This is a genomic window from Aeromonas bestiarum (assembly GCF_000819745.1).
Lineage (GTDB): Bacteria > Pseudomonadota > Gammaproteobacteria > Enterobacterales > Aeromonadaceae > Aeromonas > Aeromonas bestiarum.
Genome location: NZ_CDDA01000012.1, coordinates 1 through 21118, shown reverse-complemented (window position 1 = coordinate 21118; position 21118 = coordinate 1). Strand labels below are relative to the sequence as shown.

General features: G+C 62.2%; 15 protein-coding genes. 9 read left to right on the top strand and 6 right to left on the bottom strand.

From position 1 onward, the window contains the following. Positions 1 to 96: 96 nt before the first annotated feature. Positions 97 to 2112 (bottom strand): NADPH-dependent 2,4-dienoyl-CoA reductase, encoded by a 2016-nt coding sequence (locus BN1118_RS06040; RefSeq protein WP_043555007.1) that lies wholly within the window; start codon positions 2110 to 2112, stop codon positions 97 to 99. Positions 2113 to 2443: 331 nt separating this feature from the next. On the opposite strand from BN1118_RS06040, the gene sppA reads away from it, so the two are divergent. Next, positions 2444 to 4288 (top strand): signal peptide peptidase SppA, encoded by a 1845-nt coding sequence (sppA, locus tag BN1118_RS06035; RefSeq protein WP_043555006.1) that lies wholly within the window; start codon positions 2444 to 2446, stop codon positions 4286 to 4288. Positions 4289 to 4354: 66 nt separating this feature from the next. On the opposite strand, the gene BN1118_RS06030 is transcribed toward sppA, so the two are convergent. Next, positions 4355 to 4912: an NUDIX domain-containing protein gene (locus BN1118_RS06030; RefSeq protein ID WP_043555005.1), complete on the bottom strand. Its 558-nt coding sequence runs from the start codon at positions 4910 to 4912 to the stop codon at positions 4355 to 4357. A gap of 5 nt (positions 4913 to 4917) precedes the next feature. After that, positions 4918 to 5718 carry a DUF2989 domain-containing protein gene (locus BN1118_RS06025; protein WP_043140092.1) on the bottom strand — a complete coding sequence of 267 codons (801 nt, stop codon included), beginning with the start codon at positions 5716 to 5718 and terminating at the stop codon, positions 4918 to 4920. 197 nt (positions 5719 to 5915) lie between these two features. Between BN1118_RS06025 and BN1118_RS06020 the strand changes: the two genes are divergently transcribed. Further along, positions 5916 to 7346 (top strand): glyceraldehyde-3-phosphate dehydrogenase, encoded by a 1431-nt coding sequence (locus BN1118_RS06020; RefSeq protein WP_043140089.1) that lies wholly within the window; start codon positions 5916 to 5918, stop codon positions 7344 to 7346. Between the two features lie 40 nt (positions 7347 to 7386). Then, complete coding sequence (locus BN1118_RS06015; RefSeq protein ID WP_043140085.1) at positions 7387 to 7680, top strand: YeaC family protein; 294 nt, start codon at positions 7387 to 7389, stop codon at positions 7678 to 7680. Between the two features lie 252 nt (positions 7681 to 7932). On the opposite strand, the gene ansA is transcribed toward BN1118_RS06015, so the two are convergent. Continuing rightward, complete coding sequence (gene ansA / locus BN1118_RS06010) at positions 7933 to 8940, bottom strand: asparaginase (RefSeq protein WP_043555003.1); 1008 nt, start codon at positions 8938 to 8940, stop codon at positions 7933 to 7935. Between the two features lie 472 nt (positions 8941 to 9412). Between ansA and gltS the strand changes: the two genes are divergently transcribed. Beyond that, the gene (gene gltS / locus BN1118_RS06005; RefSeq protein WP_042866683.1) at positions 9413 to 10612 is read left to right on the top strand and encodes a sodium/glutamate symporter; all 1200 of its coding nucleotides are present in this window, start codon (positions 9413 to 9415) and stop codon (positions 10610 to 10612) included. Positions 10613 to 10851: 239 nt separating this feature from the next. On the opposite strand, the gene BN1118_RS06000 is transcribed toward gltS, so the two are convergent. Next, positions 10852 to 12723, bottom strand: coding sequence for a methyl-accepting chemotaxis protein (locus BN1118_RS06000; protein WP_043140080.1), 1872 nt, complete (start codon positions 12721 to 12723; stop codon positions 10852 to 10854). Positions 12724 to 12975: 252 nt separating this feature from the next. Here BN1118_RS06000 and prfB point away from each other — a divergent pair. Together prfB and lysS are read left to right on the top strand one after the other, a co-directional pair. Beyond that, a protein-coding gene (gene prfB / locus BN1118_RS05995; protein ID WP_098982715.1) for a peptide chain release factor 2 occupies positions 12976 to 14074 on the top strand; the annotation gives its coding sequence in 2 pieces (ribosomal slippage) (positions 12976 to 13050 and positions 13052 to 14074; 1098 coding nt in all). 23 nt (positions 14075 to 14097) lie between these two features. Then, the gene (lysS, locus tag BN1118_RS05990; protein WP_042866684.1) at positions 14098 to 15636 is read left to right on the top strand and encodes a lysine--tRNA ligase; all 1539 of its coding nucleotides are present in this window, start codon (positions 14098 to 14100) and stop codon (positions 15634 to 15636) included. Positions 15637 to 15756: 120 nt separating this feature from the next. On the opposite strand, the gene BN1118_RS05985 is transcribed toward lysS, so the two are convergent. Continuing rightward, positions 15757 to 16563, bottom strand: a complete 807-nt coding sequence (locus tag BN1118_RS05985; RefSeq protein WP_043555002.1) for a PhzF family phenazine biosynthesis protein — start codon at positions 16561 to 16563, stop codon at positions 15757 to 15759. Between the two features lie 199 nt (positions 16564 to 16762). Here BN1118_RS05985 and BN1118_RS05980 point away from each other — a divergent pair, with 199 nt between their 5' ends. Genes BN1118_RS05980 through BN1118_RS05970 form a run of 3 tightly spaced genes read left to right on the top strand, consistent with a single transcriptional unit; the run spans position 16763 to position 21073 of the window. After that, positions 16763 to 18553, top strand: a complete 1791-nt coding sequence (locus tag BN1118_RS05980; protein WP_043555000.1) for an assimilatory sulfite reductase (NADPH) flavoprotein subunit — start codon at positions 16763 to 16765, stop codon at positions 18551 to 18553. Next, on the top strand, positions 18553 to 20265 hold the full coding sequence (gene cysI / locus BN1118_RS05975; RefSeq protein WP_043554999.1) for an assimilatory sulfite reductase (NADPH) hemoprotein subunit: 1713 nt from the start codon (positions 18553 to 18555) through the stop codon (positions 20263 to 20265). The genes BN1118_RS05980 and cysI overlap by 1 nt, the downstream gene beginning before the upstream one ends. Further along, positions 20255 to 21073 (top strand): phosphoadenylyl-sulfate reductase, encoded by an 819-nt coding sequence (locus BN1118_RS05970; protein ID WP_043554998.1) that lies wholly within the window; start codon positions 20255 to 20257, stop codon positions 21071 to 21073. The genes cysI and BN1118_RS05970 overlap by 11 nt, the downstream gene beginning before the upstream one ends. Positions 21074 to 21118 lie beyond the last annotated feature (45 nt).

Here is a 21118-nt window from a genome sequence, read left to right as displayed (position 1 = left end):
AAATCCTTGTCAGGGGCTGTGATGGCGCTACCTTAGCACAGCGCAGAATGAAGAAAACCCCTGAGCTTCAGGGGTTTATCGCAATGCCATGGCAAACTAGATGACGGCCGCCAGCTCGGCCCCCTGGCGGATCGCCCGCTTGGCATCCAGCTCGGCGGCCACGTCGGCGCCGCCTATGATGTGTACCGGCTTGCCTGCCGCCTGCAAGCCGGCTTGCAGCTCCTTGAGCGGCTCCTGCCCGGCGCAGATGATCACCTGATCCACCGGCAGGCACTGCCGGATTTCGCCCACCTGGATGTGCAGGCCCTCGTCGTCGATGCGCAGGTACTGGACGCCGGAGAGCATCTGCACCTTGCGGTTCTTGAGCACGGTTCTGTGGATCCAGCCTGTGGTCTTGCCCAGGCCGTCCCCCACCTTGCTTTCTTTTCGCTGCAGCAGCCAGATCTGGCGCTCGGGGGCATCTATCTCGGGGGCCATCAGGCCACCGCGTTCGCCAAACTGCTTGTCGATACCCCACTCCTTGAGCCAGTGATCGCGGCTGCGATCCCCCTTGCCCTCTACCAGATATTCCGCCACGTCGAAGCCGATGCCACCGGCACCGATCACCGCCACCTTGTCACCCACCGGCTTGTGATCCCGCAGCACGTCTATGTAATTGAGCACTTTGGGATGTTCTATGCCTGGGATGTTCGGGGTGCGCGGGCGTATGCCGGTGGCGAGGATCACCTCGTCAAAGCCGCCGCCGAGCAGGCTCTCGGCGCTCTGGCGCTGACCGAGGTAGAGCTCGACGCCGCATTTCTCCAGCCGTTTGGCGAAGTAGCGCAGGGTTTCGTGAAACTCCTCCTTGCCCGGGATCTGCTTGGCAAAGTTGAACTGGCCACCGATCTCGCTCGCCTGATCGAACAGGCTCACCTGATGGCCGCGCTCGGCGGCGTAGCAGGCAAACGCCAGCCCGGCCGGGCCCGCCCCCACCACCGCCAGCTTCTTGGGCTGGGGCACCCGGCCGAAGGTGAGTTCGGTCTCGAAACAGGCGCGGGGATTGACCAGGCAGGAGGCGCGCTTCTGCTTGAACACGTGATCCAGGCAGGCCTGGTTGCAGGCGATGCAGGTGTTGATCTCGTCCGCCCGGTTCTCGGCGGCCTTGATGACAAATTCAGGGTCGGCCAGGAAGGGACGCGCCATGGAGACCATATCCGCCTCTCCCTGAGCCAATATGCGCTCGGCCACTTCGGGGGTATTGATCCGGTTGGTGGTGATAAGCGGCACACTCAGATGTTTCTTGAGCTCGGCCGTCACCCAGCTGAAGGCGCCGCGCGGCACGCTGGTGGCTATGGTGGGAATGCGCGCCTCGTGCCAGCCGATGCCGGTGTTGATCAGGGTCACGCCGACCTGCTCCAGCGCCTTGCCCAGCGCAATCACCTCTTCCAGGGTGGAGCCCTGCTCCACCAGATCCAGCATGGAGAGTCGGAAGATGATGATGAAATCCGTGCCCACCCGCTCGCGGATGGCCCGCACTATCTCCACCGGGAAGCGCATCCGGTTCTCATTGCTGCCGCCCCAGCCATCGGTGCGCTTGTTGGTACGCTCGCAGATGAACTGGTTGATGAGATAGCCTTCCGAGCCCATCACCTCGACCCCGTCGTAACCGGCCGCCCTGGCCAGTTGCGCGGTGGAGGCAAAGTCGCGAATGGTGCCGCGGATCTGCCGCTCGCTCATGGCACGCGGCTTGAACGGGGAGATGGGCGCCTTGAGGGCGCTCGGCGCCAGGCTGAACGGATGGTAGGCGTAACGGCCGGCATGGAGGATCTGCAGCGCTATCTTGCCTCCCTCCTGATGCACGGCCTGGGTCACCTTCTTGTGCCTGGCGACCTGCCAGGGGAAGCTCAGCTGAGAACCGTGGGGCACCAGCCGCCCACGCAGATTGGGGGCTATGCCGCCGGTGACGATGAGGCCGACGCCGCCACGGGCGCGCTCGGCATAGAAGGTGGCCAGCTTGTCGAAGCCCCCCTTCTCCTCTTCGAGGCCTGTGTGCATGGAGCCCATCAATACCCGGTTCTTAAGCTGAGTAAAGCCGAGATCGAGAGGGGTCAGAAGCGTTGGGTAGCGGCTCATCATGAACTCCTTTTCGAGGCCGGTGCGCCGGAATCCATACGCAATGCCCGGTTCTTGAGCCGGGTGACGCCAGCATCGAGGGGAGTCAGAAGCGTAGGGTAGCGGCTCACAAGGCCTCCGGTTAACTTTTTGTTATCAAATTGAAGCTAGAGTAAAGAATCGAAAATGCTTTTTCAAACAAATGTTTGGACATTTTTTCGGCGAACAGACGTGTTCCGAAGCAAGCAAGGAGGATTGCGCCATCGATCGCACCCAAGCGGAAATGGCAATTGGCGGGTCAACTGGTTAATAATGGCCCTTCTCTACCCATTAACAGGGCGATAACGCGGCTATGTCTATTTTCAAAGGTCTGGGGTGGCTGTTTCGCAGCCTCTGGCGTCTGCTCAACTTTACCCGGCTGATGCTGGTCAATCTGCTGTTTCTCATCGTCGTGCTGGTCATCATTTTCAGCGTCAGCCAGAAAGAGGCGCCCAGCGCCCCCATCGAAGGGGCCCTCACCCTCAATCTCTCCGGCGTGCTGGTGGAACAGCGCTCGCAAACCGATCCTACGGTGCAACTGCTGCGCCAGGTGGACAACAGCGAAGAGCTGCCCAGCGAGATAGTCCTCTCCGATCTGCTGTGGGCCATTCGCAGTGCCAAGGATGACGATCGCATCAAGGCGCTGGTGATCAAGCCGCAGGGGCTGCAGGGTACCAGCTTCTCCAAACTGCAGGAGGTGGCGACGGCCATCGACGAGTTCAAGGAGAGCGGCAAGCCGGTCATCGCCATGGCCGACTACTACAATCAGGGCCAGTACCTGCTGGCCGCCCACGCCGATCACGTGCTGCTCAACCAGAGCGGCGCCGTGCTGATCGAGGGGCTGGGCGTCTACCAGACCTACTTCAAGTCGGCGCTGGAGCAACTCAACATCACGCCTCACGTGTTCAAGGTCGGCACCTACAAGTCCTTCGTCGAGCCCTATACCCGCGACGATATGTCCCCCGAGAGCAAGGAGGCGAACCAGCGCTGGCTGGATCAGCTGTGGCAATCCTATGTGGCGGACGTGGCCGAGCAGCGGGAGATAGAACCCGAGGCCGTCGCGCCCGGCAAGGATCGCTTCCTCGAGCTGCTGCGCAAGGCCGGTGGCAACGCCGCCAACTACGCCCTCGACAACGGCCTGGTGGATCAGCTGGCCACCCGCGACGAGATGACCCAGGCGGTCATCAAGGAAGTGGGGGAAGACGAGGATCACGGCTGGAAAGGGGTCGGTCTGAAAACCTATCTGGCGGCGATCCCCGAGCAATACCCCCAGAGCGGCAAGGATGAGGTGGGCCTCATCGTCGCCAGCGGCGCCATCATGGATGGCGTGCAGCCTGCCGGCTCCATAGGCGGCGACAGCCTCTCCGATCTGCTGGCCGATGCCCGCCGTGACGACAAGGTGAAAGCCGTGGTGCTGCGGGTCGACAGCCCGGGCGGCAGCGCCTTCGCCGCCGAGCAGATCCGCGCCGAGCTGCTGGCCCTGAAGCAGGCCGGCAAGCCTGTGGTGATCTCCATGGGCAGCTACGCCGCCTCCGGTGGCTACTGGATCTCCGCCGATGCGGACAAGATCTTCGCCTCCCCCACCACCCTCACCGGCTCCATCGGGGTGTTTGGCATGTTCGCCACCATCGACAAGGCGCTCTCTCAGTACGGGGTGCACACCGACGGCGTCGGCACCACGGATTACGTCGGCGTCGGCCTGACCCGCGCCCTGCCGGATCACGTCGGCCAGGCCATTCAACTGAGCGTGGAAGACACCTATCAGCGCTTCGTCGGCCTGGTGAGCAAGGGCCGCGGCCTGAGCCCGGAAGAGGCGGAAAAAGCGGCCGAGGGCCGGGTCTGGACCGGTCAGGATGCCAAGGCGCTGGGACTGGTGGATGAGTTTGGCAATCAGGAGGCCGCCATCAAGGCCGCCGCCGAGCTCGCCAATCTCAAGGAGTGGCAAGTCACCCCCATAGAAAAGGAGGAGTCCACCAGAGACAGGTTCCTGCGTCAGCTGTTCGACAGCAGCGCCCAGGCACTGGCCCCGCACCTGCAAAGCTGGTTGCCGGCAGGTTTTGGCAAGGCGCTGGCAGAGGTGAACCGCAGCCTGGATCCGCTGACCCGCTTCAACGACCCGCAGGGCACCTACGCCTTCTGCCCGGTCTGCGTGCCATAACCGGCAGACGCGCAACAAAAAACCGCCCTCGGGCGGTTTTTTTACATCTGCCTCAAGGGGCCCGAGTCACGCCAGCAAGCCGGACTCGTGCCAGTGGTGCAGCTCGGCCAGTACCCGGGTTTCGCGCGCCGTCCACTGGGGGCAGGGGCCAGCAAGCTGGGTCTTGTTGGTCTGCAGCGCATCTTCCAGCTCGAACCAGCCAGGAGTGAAGCCGAGTCGCACCTCGTAGGGCTGGGGCCGCGGCTCGCTCCAGTCCTCCCCCACCTGGCAGAGGTAGTAGAAGGAGCGGATGCAGTAGGCGTCATAGTCGGCCTCGCGGGCGGCGCGATACTCCCGGGTCTGGCCGAGCAGGGCACCGACCGCCACCAGCTCGGCGCCACACTCTTCGCGCAGCTCGCGTGCCAGGGCGGCGCTGTGGCACTCCCCCTCCTCTATGCCGCCACCGGGAAACATGAGATCGCCGTTGACCCGGGAGTGAACCAGCAGCAGCCGGTCACCGCGCAGGACTATGGCCCTGACGGTGATGCGCTCCAGCTGGCGGCCACCCGGGGTCACCTGGCCGTGCATGAACTGGATATCGAAGGGGTGAGGCCAGTCACTGGCCAGTTGTTCAATGTGATTCATCGGGTTCAGGGACGGTAAGTCCCGCTTTTTAGCTGCTCGACCAGGGTGGCGGCCTGGCTATCCCAGGCCTCCTGATCGGCTTTGCTCAGGGAGTGATAGAGGCCGAAGCGCTTGGCCGAGACCTCGGGCGTATTCTGGAACGACTCGCTCACCTTGCCCCACAGATAGGCCAGACCGTACTGCTTCTGGCCCATGTAGAGGGTGCTGAGAGAGGTGAGGATCCGGCTGTTGACCGCATCCCCTTCCCGGTAGAGGGAGAGCGCATGGTGCATGAGTGCGATGGCCTTCTGCGGTTCGCTCTTGGCATGGATGCCCCCCAATGCCAGCTGCAACTCGGGCTCCTCCAGCACGGGCTGCCCCTCCAGCGCCATGAACTGCTGGCGTGCCAGCTCGTTGGTGTTGTTGGTCCAGTGCCAGAGCAACAGGTAGGGATCCTGCGAGTTGCGGGTAGCGGCATCGAGCCGGGCCAGCTGATCGCCGGCGGCCAGCATCCCCTCCACCCGAGGGCTCTTCTGCTCCCGGGCCGTCTTGTATTCGATATTGGTGGAGCGCTCGGCGCACTTGAGGTAACGCTCCAGGCTGCGCATCACATCATATTTGCGCCTGTCCGTCCCCTCTTCCTGCAGATGGTAGCGAGCCCGGATGACGTCGGTTCGCTCATAGCGACACCAGCCGTCATCCACCAGGTCCTGGCAGAGGGTCGGATGATTGCCGCAGATATTGTGGATCCTGTCGTCGTTGCAGGCCGTGAGGGTCAGGCCGCAACAGAGAGCGAACAGCAGGGAGCGCGCTGGAAAATGGGTCATGGTTCACATCTTGTTGGTAACAATTGCAGCCTGTCACGGCCACCCTTGGCTAGCAAACAGATTACATATCCATTACAATGCGCGCGCCGTATAAGGCCGCGACTGCAGAATAATATAACGAAATATACATCCCTACACTGATCTGCATTCGACGAATTTCTATTTGCCCCAACAACGTGAAATAAAGGATCTGGTTAATGACCCACGAGCACTACTTGCAAGCGTGGCAGGAGAGCCAGGAGCTCGCCGAAGCCATGCAACCCTTGATAGGTCGCCTCTACCGACAGCAAGGGATCGAGATCACCGTCTACGGACGTCCCCTGCAAAACGCCTCCACCATCGACATCCTCAAGGCCCACAGGGTCGTCCGCCGCCATCAGGGCGCACCGCTGCCGATCCAACAGAGCTTCCCCCTGCTGCAGGCCATCCTGGCCCTCAACCCGACCGCCGCCGAGATCGATCTGGGCAAGCTGGCCGTGGGCTACTGGCAGGATCACCAGGACGAGGCGGGCATAGACGACTACCTGCGCGCCAAGCTGGCACCGGCACTGGGTCGCGGCGTACCAGCCCCCACTGATGTTGTGCTCTACGGCTTTGGCCGCATAGGCCGCCTGTTGGCACGGCTGCTGATCGAGCGTACCGGCGCCGCCAACTCCCTGCGTCTACGCGCCATAGTCGTGCGCGGTGGCCGCGAGGGGGATCTGGAGAAACGTGCCAGCCTGCTGCGTCGCGACTCGGTGCACGGCCCCTTCAACGGCTCCATCGAGGTGGATGCCGAGCGCAGCGCCATCATAGCCAACGGCACCTTCATTCAGGTGATCTATGCAAACAGCCCGGCCGACATCGACTACACAGCCCATGGCATCCAGAATGCGCTGATCGTCGACAACACGGGTGTCTGGCGTGACGAGGCGGGCCTGTCTGAACACCTGAAAGCGCGCGGCGCCGCCCGTGTGCTGCTGACCGCCCCCGGCAAGGGCGAGATGAAGAACGTGGTGTTCGGGGTCAACCACGAGGTGATAGGTCCGGATGACAAGATCATCTCGGCCGCCTCCTGCACCACCAACGCCATCACCCCCGTGCTCAAGGTGATGCAGGACAAGTACGGCATCCGCCACGGCCACGTGGAGACGGTGCACTCCTACACCAACGATCAGAACCTGATCGACAACTATCACAAGGGCGAGCGACGCGGTCGCAGCGCGGCCCTCAACATGGTGATGACCAGCACGGGCGCCGCCAAGGCGGTGGCCAAGGCACTGCCCGAGCTCAAGGGCAAGCTGACCGGCAACGCCATCCGGGTGCCGACCCCCAACGTGTCGCTGGCCATCATCAACCTGTCACTGGAGCAGAGCACGGATCGGGATAGCCTCAACGCCTATCTGCAGCAGATGGCGCTGAGCTCGGCCCTGCATCGCCAGATCGACTTCAGCGCCAGCACAGAGCTGGTCTCCTCCGACATGGTGGGTTCCCGCTTCGCGGGCATAGTGGACTCCCAGGCCACCATAGCCGAGGGGGATCACTGCGTGCTCTACGTATGGTATGACAACGAGTTCGGGTACAGTTGTCAGGTAGTGCGGGTGATGGAGCAGATGGCTGGCGCGGTTCGCCAGGATCTGCCCGCCTGATCCCGATTCGTCATGGCTCAATGTGCAAGGAGAAGGCCGGATGTCGTTTCAACAGGGTGAGTTTCAACAGGCCATCAGACAGATGCCCAAAGAAGTGTATGAGCGGCTCAAGACCGCGGTCGAGCTCGGCAAGTGGCCCGATGGCAAGCCCCTCACCGACGAGCAGAAGGCCACTTCCCTGCAGGCGGTGATGGCCTGGCAGGCGATGCACATCGACAATCCCGAGCACATGAACATAGGCCGTGACGGCGAGATAGTGATGAAGAGCAAGAGCGAGCTCAAGCGTCAATATCGGGATGAGGAAGAGATAGTCCGCATCGAGATCAGTCACTGAGCCTTGCCGCGAGCCCAGGCTCGCACGCCATAGCAAAAAGGGGAGCCATCATGGCTCCCCTCTTTTTTTCCTATCTATGCAGGATGACTCATCCCCCTCATCCCCAGCCCTTCTCCCGCAAGGGGAGAAGGGAGCAGGCTCGCACCTGCGAACAGTAAGCGGGCCACCAGCCGGCGATCTTCATGGCAAACCTCGCTACCTCGATCTATCCCCTCTCCCCTAGGGAGAGGGCCAGGGTGAGGGCCGCAACGCTCAGGGGGTCAACTCGCCGCGCAGGGACTGCTGCATCAGCTCGCGAATGCGCGGCGCCGGCAAGTCCTGGCTCAGCAGGAAGTGCAACTTGGTCAGCGCCGCCTCGGCCGTCATGTCAAAGCCCGAGATGACACCGGCACGGGACAAGGCATTGCCGGTGGCATAGCCGCCCATGTTGACCTTGCCGTGCAGGCACTGGCTCAGGTTGACTATGATGACGCCGCGGGCCGATGCCTCGGAGAGCAGCGCCAGCATGGCCGGGTTCTGCGGCGCATTGCCCACCCCGAACGACAGCAGGATCAGCGCCTTCACCGGCTGCTGCAGAATATTGGCGATCACCTCGCTGGAGATGCCCGGATAGAGGGTCACCACGCCGATGGGCTGGGGGGTGATGTCGTGCAGCACCAGCGGCCGCTCGGACTGTGCGCCCAGCTCGCCCGCTTCCAGCGAGATGGCGATGCCGGCGTTGAGCAGCGGCGGATAGTTCGGTGAATCGAAGGCGTGGAAGCCGTCGGCGTGCACCTTCTTGCTGCGGTTGCCGCGATAGAGCTGGTTGTTGAAAAACAGCGTCACCTCGTGGATCGGGTAGTTGGCCGCGATGTAGAGGGCGTTGAGCAGGTTCTGCTGACCGTCGGAGCGCAGCTCGGCCAGCGGGATCTGGGAGCCGGTGATGATCACCGGTTTGTGCAGATCTTCGAGCATGAAGGAGAGGGCCGAGGCGGTGAACGACATGGTATCTGTGCCATGCAGGATCACGAAACCATCGTATTTCTCGTAGTTGTCTCGAATGTCCTCGGCGATGCGCTGCCAGTCCGCCGGCGTCATGTCGGAGGAGTCGATGAGGGGATCGTATTCGTGAATATGGTAATCCGGCATCTCGGGGCGATGAAACTCGGGCATCCGCGCCAGACAGTCTTCCATGAAGCCCGCCATCGGCACATAGCCGTGGTCGGAGCGCTGCATCCCTATGGTGCCGCCTGTGTAGGCAATGTAGATGGACTTCTTCACACCCTCTCCTCTTTGATGGGCACAACACCCATGTTAATGGGCTGAATACCCGCAAACCATGAATCCCATGGGAAACGAACCTGTGTCTTCACATTCCGTTCGTTGCCGCTGATGGGCTGGAAACCGGCGAATTATAGAGACTGGCGCCCCAAATGACAGCCGGGAAATGGCCTGCATACCGTATTAAACGGCGACTAACCAAATAGTGTTAAATGTCACAATAAAGTACAAACCTGACCATTAATCTGACAAATCTGGATATAAGCGGTGCTTTTTGCTACTATCCGCCGGATTTTTCATAAATCTCATCTGGATGCCTGATCCGTTCAGGCCCACATCGATCCCATTTTTGCGTGGGACGGGGGCATGTCGCCCCTTCTTTGTTGGCACGTGAGCCACACTGTTTTTATCCCGGCTGAATCTGTGAGTCTTCATCAACGAAAGACACAGCCAATCAACATGGGAGTACTGAATGCTACAACTTGATTCCTACGCCACCCTGGTCGCAGCCACCCTGGTGCTGCTGCTCGGTCGTTTGCTGGTGACCCGAGTCGGGCTGCTGCGAACCTTCAACATCCCCAAACCGGTTGCCGGCGGCCTGGTGGTCGCCCTGGTGCTGTTGCTGCTGCGCTCGACCCTGCAGCTGGAGTTGCAATTCGACACCAGTTTGCAGACCCCGCTGATGCTGGCCTTCTTCGCCTCCATCGGTCTCTCCGCCGATCTCGCCAGCCTCAAGCGCGGCGGCAAGGCGGTGATCACCTTCCTGATGGTGGTGACCGGCCTGCTGCTGGTGCAAAACAGCCTGGGTGTGGGTCTGGCGACCCTGCTCGGTCTGGACCCGCACATGGGGCTGCTGGCCGGCTCCATCACCCTCTCCGGCGGCCACGGCACTGGTGCGGCCTGGAGCGCCACCTTCGCCGAGAAGTACGGGGTGCAATCCGCCGCCGAACTGGCCATCGCCTGTGCCACCTTCGGTCTGGTGCTGGGCGGCCTGATCGGCGGCCCGGTGGCCCGCTATCTGGTCAAGAAGGTGCAGGTGCCCGGTGAAGAGCACAACAAGGATGAGGCGCCCAAGGGCTTCGAGATGCCCGACATGGAGCGCCCGCTCACCACCTTCAGCCTGATCGAGACGCTGGCGCTGATCGCCATCAGCCTGAAAGGGGGTGAGCTGCTCTCCGCCTCCCTCAAGGGCGGCGCGCTGGAGCTGCCGATCTTCGTCTGCGTGCTGTTTGTCGGTGTGCTGCTGCGCAACCTGTTGACCCTGTTCAACTGGCATGAGGTGAGCGACCGCGAGGTTTCCCTGCTCGGCAACGTCAGCCTGTCGCTGTTCCTGGCCATGGCGCTGATGAGCCTGAAGCTGTGGGATCTCGCCAGCCTGGCGCTGCCCATCTTCATCCTGCTGGCCGCCCAGACGGTGGCGATGGCGCTCTACGCCATCTTCGTCACCTTCCGGGTCATGGGCAGCAACTATGACGCGGCCGTGCTGGCGGCGGGCCACTGCGGCTTCGGCCTGGGGGCCACCCCGACGGCCATTGCCAACATGCAGGCCATCACCCAGCGCTTCGGCCCGTCCCATCTGGCGTTCCTGGTGGTGCCCATGGTGGGGGCCTTCTTCATCGACATCATCAACGCCATGGTGATCAAGCTGTTTATGGCGCTCCCCTTCCTGTAAACCGCTCGGCCAGACGTGATATGAACAAGAGCCCACCTCATGGTGGGCTCTTTGCTTGCTGGCATCCTGGCTGTGCGGCGCCATCGTCCGTTGGCAACACCACCCAGGCGGCAACGGCAAGCATGGCCAGCCAGCTTTCCCTGTCATGAGACAGCCAGACCGCAGATAACAAAAAGCCCCGCACCAGGGTGCGGGGCTTTGTTCAGGATGGGACGCAGGCGTCCCATCGGCATCATCCCTTACAGGATGAAGGTCGACACCTGCTGGTTCAGGTCGGTGGCACGACCCTTGAGGCTATGGGCCTGATCCAGATCGCGCATGGCGGCGGCGGTGATCTCGTCACTCACATCCTTGATGGCGGTGGTGTTCTGGGTGATCTCGCCAGTCACCTGGGTCTGCTCCTCGGCGGCGGTGGCGATCTGACCCGCCATGTCGGAGATGAGCGACACGGCCCGGGTGATCTCTTCCAGCGCGGCGGCGGCGGCATCGGCGTCTTTCACGCTGTTGTCGGCCAGCCCCTGGCTGGTCTGCATCAGGCTCACCGCACGGGCAGTGGTCTGTTGCAGCGTCTCTATGGTGGACTGGATCTCCTGGGTGGAGTCCTGGGTACGGCGGGACAGCACCCGTACCTCGTCCGCCACCACGGCGAAACCACGACCCTGTTCACCGGCGCGGGCCGCTTCGATGGCCGCGTTCAGCGCCAGCAGGTTGGTCTGCTCGGCTATGCCCTGGATGGTGGAGAGGATGCCGGAGATGGCCTGGGCGTGACGGCTCAGCTCGCCGATCACCTCGGTCGCCTGCCCCACCTCTTCGGCCAGGCCGTTGATGGACTGGCGAGTCTGGTTCACCAGCATCTTGCCCTGCTCACTGCTCTGGGCGGATTGCTGGGCGGCGGCGGCAGTGTTCTCGGCGTTGCCGGCGATCTCCATGGTGGCGCTCGCCATCTCGGTGACGGCGGTGGCGACCATGGTCACTTCCTGCTGCTGACGCTGCAGCTCGTCCACGGCGGCCTGGTTGGTCACCAGACTGCGCTCGGCATCGGCATTCAGCTCGTTGGCCAGCTTGCGGATGTTGCCGATCAGCTGGTGCTGGCTACCGACGAAACGGTTGAAGCTGTTGGCCAGCTGGCCCACTTCGTCGTTGGCGTCGATCTTGATGCGCTGGGTCAGATCGCCGTTACCGTCGGCGATGCGGGCCAGGGCCTGAGAGACCTTGCTGAGCGGGCCGAGCAGCAGGCTCACCAGCCAGGAGATGGCGATGATGCTGCCCACCAGCACCAGCAGGGCCAAGCCAAGCTGGGTCATCAGCAGGGAGGAGAGCGGGGCTTCCAGGGTTTCCTTGTCCAGTACCAGCACCAGCTCCCAGTCGGTATCCGGGATATCCACGGCCCACAGCAGCTTGTCACGGCCTTCGTTGTCGAAGTAGGCCGGGATCAGGCTGTTGCTCGCCTTGCTCTGTTCGATCAGGGCGTTGGTCAGATCGTTGTCGATCTCGGTGGCCGGCTTCATCGCCTTGGCCGCGTCCTTGTACGCGATGACGGTGCCGTCCTTGTGCATCATGATGGCGATGCCGTCGGCGGGCAGCTTCATCCGGGTGACGTCTTCCACCAGGGAGGCGATGGAGAGATCACCACCGACCACGCCGCCCTGCGCCGGCTGGGCCAGAGTCACCACCATGATGTTGTAGGCCACGTCCAGATAGGGCTTGGTCACGATCAGGCCGCCCTTGCTCATGGCTTCCTGATACCAGCCACGGGAGCGCGGGTCATAGCCGTCACGGTTGATGGAAGGGTCAGAGTCGTTCATCTTGCCGCTGCCCTCACCGAAGTAGGTGAGCTGGAAGCGACCCGAGACTTGCGCCTGTTGCAGGGCGTTGAGGGGGTCGGCACCGGCCTTGCTGCCGAGCGCCTGGATCACGTCGCGACGGGCGGAGAGCCAGTCACTGACACTGGCGGCCTGCTGGCTGCCGAGGCGTTGCACCTGTTCCTGACTGCCTTGCAGCAACAGGGACTTCTGGCTGGTATAGCTCTGCCAGGAGAGCAGCAGGATCACCAATGACAAGGCGATCACCACTGACAACAGTATCTTCTGCTTGAGTGATAGGTTTTTCATCATGATTTCTTCTTATGAGGTCAGGAACAGGATTTCCCAAAAGTGCACAGCACTGCATCGTTGTTAGCGACCCGCCAGGCCGAAACTGAACCTGAAAATGAGTCTGCGGGCGATATTTTCCACCGAGTTGGGGAAAACTGCACCAGAAATTGACTACAGGACGCGCACAAGGACAGGCGACCCTGTTTATTCCTTCCACAATTGGCTAGAATATCCCGTTTTTAAATCACATCGACCCCGAGAGTTTTCACGATGTTTGAAGTCAATCCTGTATTAAACAAGCTTAAGGAGCTGTCTGAGAGGACCGAGCTTCTTAGGGGGTACCTTTGACTATGACGCCAAGAAAGAGCGTCTAGAAGAGGTCAACGCCGAGCTGGAACAGCCGGACGTATGGAATGAGCCGGAGCGCGCACAGGCGCTGGGCAAGGAGCGCGTCACGCTGGAAAACGTGGTGGGCACCATAGACACCCTGACCCAGGGCGCCGAAGACGTCGAAATGCTGGTGAGCCTGGCGGTGGAAGGGGAAGACGAAGAGACCTTCAACGAAGCCGTGGCCGAAGCCGATGTGCTGGAAAGCAAGCTGGTGGATCTGGAATTCCGCCGCATGTTCTCCGGTCAGCACGACGCCTCCGACTGCTACATCGACATCCAGTCCGGCTCCGGTGGTACCGAAGCACAGGATTGGGCCAACATGGTGCTGCGCATGTACCTGCGCTGGGGTGATGCTCACGGTTACAAGCCTGAGCTGATCGAGCTCTCTGACGGCGACGTGGCCGGCATCAAGTCCGCCACCATCAAGTTCACCGGCGAATACGCCTTCGGCTGGCTGCGCACCGAGACCGGCGTCCACCGTCTGGTTCGCAAATCTCCGTTCGATTCCGGTGGCCGCCGCCACACCTCGTTCTGCTCCATCTTCGTTTATCCCGAGATCGATGACGACATCGACATCGAGATCAACCCGGCAGACCTGCGTATCGACGTCTACCGTGCCTCCGGCGCCGGTGGTCAGCACGTCAACCGGACCGAATCCGCGGTACGTATCACCCACATACCAACGGGTGTCGTGGTACAGTGCCAAAACGATCGTTCCCAGCACAAAAACAAAGATCAGTGTATGAAGCAGCTGAAAGCCAAGCTCTACGAGCTGGAAATTCAGAAACAAAACGCTGAGAAACAAGCCCTCGAAGAGACCAAGTCCGATATCGGCTGGGGCAGCCAGATCCGTTCCTATGTGCTGGATGATGCGCGCATCAAGGATCTACGTACCGGCGTCGAAACCCGCAATACCCAGGCGGTGCTCGACGGCGACCTGGACAAGTTTATCGAAGCTAGCCTGAAGTCAGGCCTGTAAAAAACAGAACAGCAGGAATCACCATGTCTGAACAAACCACAACTCCGGAAGTCGACCACACTCTCGAACTGAACAACGAGATGACGGAGCGTCGTTCCAAGCTGGCCGCCTTGCGTGCCCAGGGCAACCCCTTCCCCAACGACTTCCGTCGTGACAGCCTCTCTGGCGATCTGCACGCCGAGTTTGGCGACAAGAGCGCCGAAGAACTGGTGGCCTTGGGTAAACAGGTGAAGATTGCCGGTCGCATCATGACCCGCCGGATCATGGGCAAGGCGTCCTTCGCCACCCTGCAGGACATGGCTGGCAAGATCCAGGTCTACGTGACCCGTGACGATCTGCCGGAAGGCTTCTACAACGAGCAGTTCAAGAAGTGGGATCTGGGTGACATAGTCGGCGTGGAAGGAACACTGTTCCGCACCAACACCGGCGAGCTCTCCGTGCATGTCTCCACCATACGTCTGCTGACCAAGGCACTGCGTCCGCTGCCCGAGAAGCACAAGGGTCTGACCGACCAGGAAGCACGCTGCCGCCAGCGTTACCTGGATCTGATCGCCAACGAAGAGTCCCGCAAGACCTTCATGATCCGCACCAAGGTGGTTGCCGGCATCCGCAAGTTCTTCAACGACAAGCGCTTCATGGAAGTGGAAACCCCCATGATGCAGGTCATCCCGGGTGGCGCCTCCGCGCGTCCGTTCGTCACTCACCACAATGCGCTGGACATCGACATGTACCTGCGTATCGCCCCCGAGCTCTATCTGAAGCGTCTGGTGGTCGGTGGTTTCGAGCGCGTGTACGAGATCAACCGCAACTTCCGTAACGAAGGCATCTCGGTGCGTCACAACCCCGAGTTCACCATGATCGAGTTCTACATGGCCTATGCCGACTACATCGATCTGATGGACCTGACCGAAGAGCTGCTGCGCACCCTGGCGCAGGACATTCTGGGCGACACCAAGATCCGTTACGCCAAAGAGGGCGAAGAGGGTCTGACCATCGACTTCGGTCAGCCGTTCCAGCGCCTCACCATGGTGGACTCCATCCTGAAGTACGCCGATGGCGTTACCCTGGAAGATCTCTCCACCCTGGAGAGCGCCAAGGCCGTTGCCAAGCGTCTGCACATCGAGCTGATGAAGGGCTGGGAGCTGGGTCACGTGATCACCGCCATCTTCGAAGAGACGGTGGAACACATGCTGCTGCAACCGACCTTCATCACCGAGTACCCGGCAGCAGTCTCCCCGCTGGCGCGCCGCAACGACGTGAACCCGGACGTGACCGACCGCTTCGAATTCTTCATCGGTGGCCGCGAGCTGGCCAACGGCTTCTCCGAGCTGAACGATGCAGAAGATCAGGCCAAGCGCTTCCAGGACCAGGTAAACCAGAAAGAAGCCGGTGACGACGAAGCCATGTTCTACGACGCCGACTTCGTGACCGCGCTGGAACACGGCCTGCCGCCGACTGCCGGTCAGGGCATTGGTATCGACCGTCTGGTGATGCTGTTCACCAACAGCCACACCATCCGCGACGTCATCCTGTTCCCGGCCCTGCGCCCGCAACAGAAATAAGCCCGGTGCGCAGGCCTGGCCTGCACCTCGATGGCAATGAAACGCCCCGCAACTGCGGGGCGTTTTTTATGGCGAAGGCAGCCCGGTGGCGAACCCCCGAGGGTAACGCACGCCGGCACCTCACGGGGTGGGCGGCAGCAGCCACTCCCCCTGCCACAGGGTCAGCGCCTGGCCCGACATCAGCACGCGATCCCCCTGCAACTCGAGCACAAGCTCCCCGCCGCGCGCCGAGATCTGGCGTGCCCTCAGCTGCGTCTTGCCGAGCCGCTCGGCCCAGAAGGGCACCAGGGCACAGTGGTTGGAGCCGGTGACGGGATCCTCCTCCACCCCGACCCAGGGGGCGAAGTAGCGGGAGACGAAGTCATCATCCCCACAGCTGGAAGGGGCCGTCACCATCAGGCCGCGACCGGGCAGCGCGCGCAGGACGTGAAAATCGGGGGTGAGCGCGCGGACTTCCTCCTCGCTTGCCAGCTCCAGCAGGAACTTGGCGCCGGCGGCCAGGGTCTGAACGGGTGTGCAACCGACCGCCGCCCCATAGGCAGGATCCAGCGCCAGAGGCATGAGCGGGATGCGCGGGAAATCGAGCCGGATCCACTCTCCCTCGTGCCTGACCAGCAGTTCCCCGCTGCGGGTCTCGAAGCGGATGACCTCCTGCGGTGCCACAGCCCCCGTCTGCCACAGCACATGGGCGGCCGCCAGGGTACCGTGACCACAGAGATCCACCTCCACCCTGGGGGTAAACCAGCGCAGCCGATAGTGCGCAGCCCCCAGGGGACTGAGGAAGGCGGTCTCCGACAGGTTGAACTCGGCCGCCATGGCCTGCAGCTGCGCATCGGACTGGGCCGGCCCCAGTACCACCACGGCCGGGTTGCCGCCAAAGGGGTGCCGGCTGAAGGCATTGACATGAAACAGTCTGATAATCGACATTCGCATTTCCTGTGACGCCACGACTGGGCTCATTCATCGCCGTTTATACCATGAAACCGGGCCCTGCCCGAACGGACCCAGGAGCCCGTCAGGCACGTTTTTAATGCACTAATAGAATAAAAAAGACATTTTTATTCTTTGTTGTTATCCATCACACCCCTTAACCTGACCAAAAATCAGACCATGGAAGACGAGTGTGATGCAATTGAAGGATTCTCTGACCAACCTAGCCCCCCTCTCTGATGAACAACAACGTCAGCTGAACCAGGCGCTCTCGACCCTCAATACCCAGCAACTGGTCTGGGTGAGCGGCTATCTCTACGGTCTCTCCCAATCCGGCAGTCAGCCTGCTGCGGCCAGCGGTGCGCTGGCGGCGCCCGGCGGCAGCCTGACCATTCTCTACGGATCCCAGACAGGCAATGCCAAGGGCGTGGCCAGTGCCATCAAGGCGCAGGCCGAGGCACGCGGCCTGCCGGTGACCCTCACCTCCATGGCGGACTACAAACCCAAGCAGCTCAAGAAAGAGACCCACCTGCTGGTGGTAGTGAGCACTTACGGGGAGGGTGAACCACCGGAGAGCGCGGTCGATCTGTTTGAGCAGCTCAAGAAGGGCAAGGTCGGCAAGCTGGAGGGGCTCAAGTTCGCCGTACTGGGGCTGGGTGACAGCTCCTACGAATTTTTCTGCCAGACCGGCAAGGATTTTGACGGCCTGCTGACCAAGGCGGGCGCCGATCGCGTGCATGAGCTTGCCAGCCTGGATGTGGACTATCAGGAGGCAGCCAAGGCCTGGGGCGAGCAGGCGGTCAATGCCATTGCCACCACCCTCTCCGCAGGTTCGGCCAGCAGCAGCGTGACGAACGCGGTGCAACAGGCGGTCGGCCACAGCCAGTATGACAAGGCCAACCCTTTCCCGGCCCGCCTGTCGCTGAATCAGAAGATCACAGGCCGCGATTCGACCAAGGATATCCGCCATGTCGAGATCAGCCTGGAGGCGTCCGGCATCACCTATCAGCCGGGGGACGCCCTCGGGGTCTGGTTCGACAACGACGCCGATCTGGTGGGCGAAGTGCTGGCCCTGGCCGGGCGTAGTGGTGACGAGGCGACCGCCCACGGCAGCCTGCGCGAGGTGCTCACCCGCAATCTGGAACTGACCCGCTTGCACGGCGGCTTCATTACGGGTCTGGCCGAGCTATCCGACAATGCGGCGCTCAAGGATCTGGCCGGTGACAAGGCTCAGGTCAACGCCCTGGTCGCCTCTGCCCAAGTGGTGGATGTGCTGAAACGCTTCCCGACCCCCTTGAGCGCAGAACAGCTGATCGGCCTGCTGCGCCCGCTCACCCCGCGCCTCTACTCCATCGCCTCCGCCCAGAGCGAGGTGGAAGAAGAGGTGCACCTGACAGTCGCTGTGGTGCGCTACCCGCAGGAAGATGGCACAGTGCGCTCTGGCGCCGCCTCCTCCTATCTGGCGGACAGGCTGGCCGAGGATGCCGAGGTGCGGGTGTTCGTCGAGCACAACGACAACTTCCGCCTGCCGGCCAATCCCGATACCCCCGTCATCATGGTGGGACCGGGCACCGGCATAGCCCCCTTCCGCGCCTTCATGCAGGAGCGCGAGGCCCAGGATGCCTCGGGCAAGAACTGGCTCTTCTTCGGCAACCCCCACTTCACCCAGGACTTCCTCTATCAGCTGGAGTGGCAGCGTTATGTGAAATCGGGTCTGCTGTCGAAGATCTCGCTGGCCTTCAGCCGGGATCAGGCCAACAAGATTTATGTGCAGGACAGGCTGCGTGAAGCGGGCCTGGAGCTCTACCAGTGGCTGGAAGCAGGTGCTCACTTCTATGTGTGCGGTGATGCCAATCACATGGCGAAAGATGTGCAGGAGGCCCTGCTGGATGTGATTGCCGAACACGGCCACAAGAGCCGTGAAGAAGCAGAAGAGTATTTGAGCGAATTGCGTCGTGCCAAACGTTATCAAAGGGATGTCTATTGATGAGCAAACAAGTGATTCCGGGACCGGTAGAAGGACCGCTGGCCGACAACGAACGCCTCAAGCGCGAGAGCAACTTCCTGCGCGGCACCATAGCGCAGGATCTGCAGGATCCCCTCACCGGCGGCTTCAACGGTGACAACTTCCAGCTGATCCGTTTTCACGGCATGTATCAGCAGGATGACCGCGACATTCGCCCCGAGCGCACCGCCCAGAAGCTGGAGCCGCTGCACAACGTCATGCTGCGCGCCCGCCTGCCGGGCGGCATCATCACACCGGCCCAGTGGCAGGTGATCGACAAGTTTGCCGAGGAGCACAGCCTGTACGGCAGCATTCGCCTCACCACCCGTCAGACCTTCCAGTTTCACGGGGTATTGAAGCGCGACATCAAGCTGATGCACCAGACCCTCAACAGCACGGGCATAGATTCCATCGCCACCGCCGGCGACGTGAACCGCAACGTGCTCTGCACCAGCAACCCGGTGGAGTCAGAGCTGCACCAGGAGGCCTACGAGTGGGCCAGGCAGATCTCCGAACACCTGCTGCCCAAGACCCGCGCCTACGTGGAGATCTGGCTGGATGGCGAGAAGCTGGGTGGGGATGAGGAGCCGATCCTGGGCTCCAACTACCTGCCGCGCAAATTCAAGACGACAGTGGTGATCCCGCCCCACAACGACATAGACGTGCATGCCAACGATCTCAACTTCGTGGCCATCGCCGAAGGCGGCAAGCTGGTGGGCTTCAACGTGCTGGTGGGCGGTGGTCTCGCCATGACCCACGGCGATACCAGCACCTACCCGCGCAAGGCGAGCGACTTTGGCTTTATTCCCCTCTCCCACGTGCTGGAGGTGGCGGCCGCCGTGGTCAGCACCCAGCGCGACTGGGGCAACCGGGTCAACCGCAAGAACGCCAAGACCAAGTACACGCTCGAACGGGTCGGAGTGGAGGCCTTCAAGGCCGAGGTGGAGAGCCGCGCCGGCATACCATTCGGGCCTGTGCGTCCCTATGAGTTCACCAGCCGTGGCGATCGCTTCGGCTGGGTGGAGGGGATAGATGGCAAACACCACCTCACCCTCTTCATCGAGAATGGCCGTTTGCTGGACTTCCCGGGCAAGCCGCTCAAGACCGGCATGCTGGAGATCGCCAAGATACATCAGGGGGATTTTCGCCTGACCGCCAACCAGAACCTCATCATCGCCGGCGTCCCCGCCAGCGAGAAGGCGCGCATCGAAGCGCTGGCACGCCAGTACGGCCTGCTGGATGACGGCGTGAGCGAGCAGCGCAAGCAGTCCATGGCCTGCGTGGCCCTGCCCACCTGCCCGCTGGCGATGGCCGAAGCCGAGCGCATGCTGCCGGCGTTTGTCACCGATATCGAGGGCTTGCTGGCCAAACACGCGCTGGCGGATGACGCCATCATATTCCGGGTCACAGGCTGCCCCAACGGCTGCGGCCGCGCCATGCTGGCGGAGGTGGGTCTGGTGGGCAAGGCGCCGGGCCGCTACAACCTGCATCTGGGTGGCAACCTGGAGGGGACCCGCATCCCGCGCCTCTATCAGGAGAACATCACGGAGCCGCAGATCCTGGCCGAACTGGATACGCTTATCGGCCGCTGGGCCACCGAGCGCGACGGTCACGAGTGCTTCGGCGACTTCGTGATCCGCGCAGGCATAGTGGCGCCTGTCATCGACTCCGCGAGGGACTTCTATGCAGCCTGAACTGACTGATGGCGGGCGGCTGACACTGACCGCAGATGGCAGGCTCGACCTCAATGCCCTGCTCTCCCTGAGCCGGGACGAGCAGAGCAAAGCGCTGGCGCCCCTCAACCGGGCGCTGGACGCCATAAGTGCCCCCGAGCGGGTGCGCTGGGCGCTGGCGAACCTGCCGGGGGAGCACGTGCTGTCATCGAGCTTCGGCATCCAGGCGGCGCTGATGCTGCACCTGGTGAGCCGCGAGCGCAGCGATGTACCCGTGGTGCTGACCGATACCGGTTATCTGTTCCCCGAGACCTACCGCTTTATCGATGAGCTGACCGATCGCCTCGCGCTGAATCTGAAGATATACAGGGCAGAACTGTCACCGGCCTGGCAGGAGGCGCGTTTCGGCCTGCTGTGGGAGCAGGGGGTGGAGGGGATCACCCGCTACAACCAGCTCAACAAGGTGGAGCCCATGGATCGCGCCCTGAACGAGCTGGGTGCCCAGACCTGGTTCTCCGGCCTGCGCCGTGAGCAGTCCGGCAGCCGGGGCCAGCTGCCTGTGCTGGCCATCGCGCGCGGCCGCTTCAAGTTCCTGCCGGTGATCGACTGGAGCAACAAGGACGTCTTCTACTACTTCAAGGAGCATGACCTCCCCTACCACCCGCTGTGGGAGCAGGGTTACCTCTCAGTCGGCGACGTGCACACCACCACCAAGTGGGAGCCGGGCATGAGCGAGGAGCAGACCCGCTTCTTCGGCCTCAAGCGCGAGTGCGGCCTGCACGAGGAGAGTGTCCAGGAAAGTGGCGAGCAGAGCGGCTCCGGCATCTGAACCCGCCGACAAACCAGGATCCTGACAATAAAAAAGGCTATGTCC

What these genes read in the sequence shown, in the direction of transcription:
- BN1118_RS06040 (WP_043555007.1), bottom strand. Translation starts at nt 2,112, where the DNA reads ATGAGCCGCTACCCAACGCTTCTGACCCCTCTCGATCTCGGCTTTACT.
- sppA (WP_043555006.1), top strand. Translation starts at nt 2,444, where the DNA reads ATGTCTATTTTCAAAGGTCTGGGGTGGCTGTTTCGCAGCCTCTGGCGT.
- BN1118_RS06030 (WP_043555005.1), bottom strand. Translation starts at nt 4,912, where the DNA reads ATGAATCACATTGAACAACTGGCCAGTGACTGGCCTCACCCCTTCGAT.
- BN1118_RS06025 (WP_043140092.1), bottom strand. Translation starts at nt 5,718, where the DNA reads ATGACCCATTTTCCAGCGCGCTCCCTGCTGTTCGCTCTCTGTTGCGGC.
- BN1118_RS06020 (WP_043140089.1), top strand. Translation starts at nt 5,916, where the DNA reads ATGACCCACGAGCACTACTTGCAAGCGTGGCAGGAGAGCCAGGAGCTC.
- BN1118_RS06015 (WP_043140085.1), top strand. Translation starts at nt 7,387, where the DNA reads ATGTCGTTTCAACAGGGTGAGTTTCAACAGGCCATCAGACAGATGCCC.
- gltS (WP_042866683.1), top strand. Translation starts at nt 9,413, where the DNA reads ATGCTACAACTTGATTCCTACGCCACCCTGGTCGCAGCCACCCTGGTG.
- BN1118_RS06000 (WP_043140080.1), bottom strand. Translation starts at nt 12,723, where the DNA reads ATGAAAAACCTATCACTCAAGCAGAAGATACTGTTGTCAGTGGTGATC.
- lysS (WP_042866684.1), top strand. Translation starts at nt 14,098, where the DNA reads ATGTCTGAACAAACCACAACTCCGGAAGTCGACCACACTCTCGAACTG.
- BN1118_RS05985 (WP_043555002.1), bottom strand. Translation starts at nt 16,563, where the DNA reads ATGTCGATTATCAGACTGTTTCATGTCAATGCCTTCAGCCGGCACCCC.
- BN1118_RS05980 (WP_043555000.1), top strand. Translation starts at nt 16,763, where the DNA reads ATGCAATTGAAGGATTCTCTGACCAACCTAGCCCCCCTCTCTGATGAA.
- cysI (WP_043554999.1), top strand. Translation starts at nt 18,553, where the DNA reads ATGAGCAAACAAGTGATTCCGGGACCGGTAGAAGGACCGCTGGCCGAC.
- BN1118_RS05970 (WP_043554998.1), top strand. Translation starts at nt 20,255, where the DNA reads ATGCAGCCTGAACTGACTGATGGCGGGCGGCTGACACTGACCGCAGAT.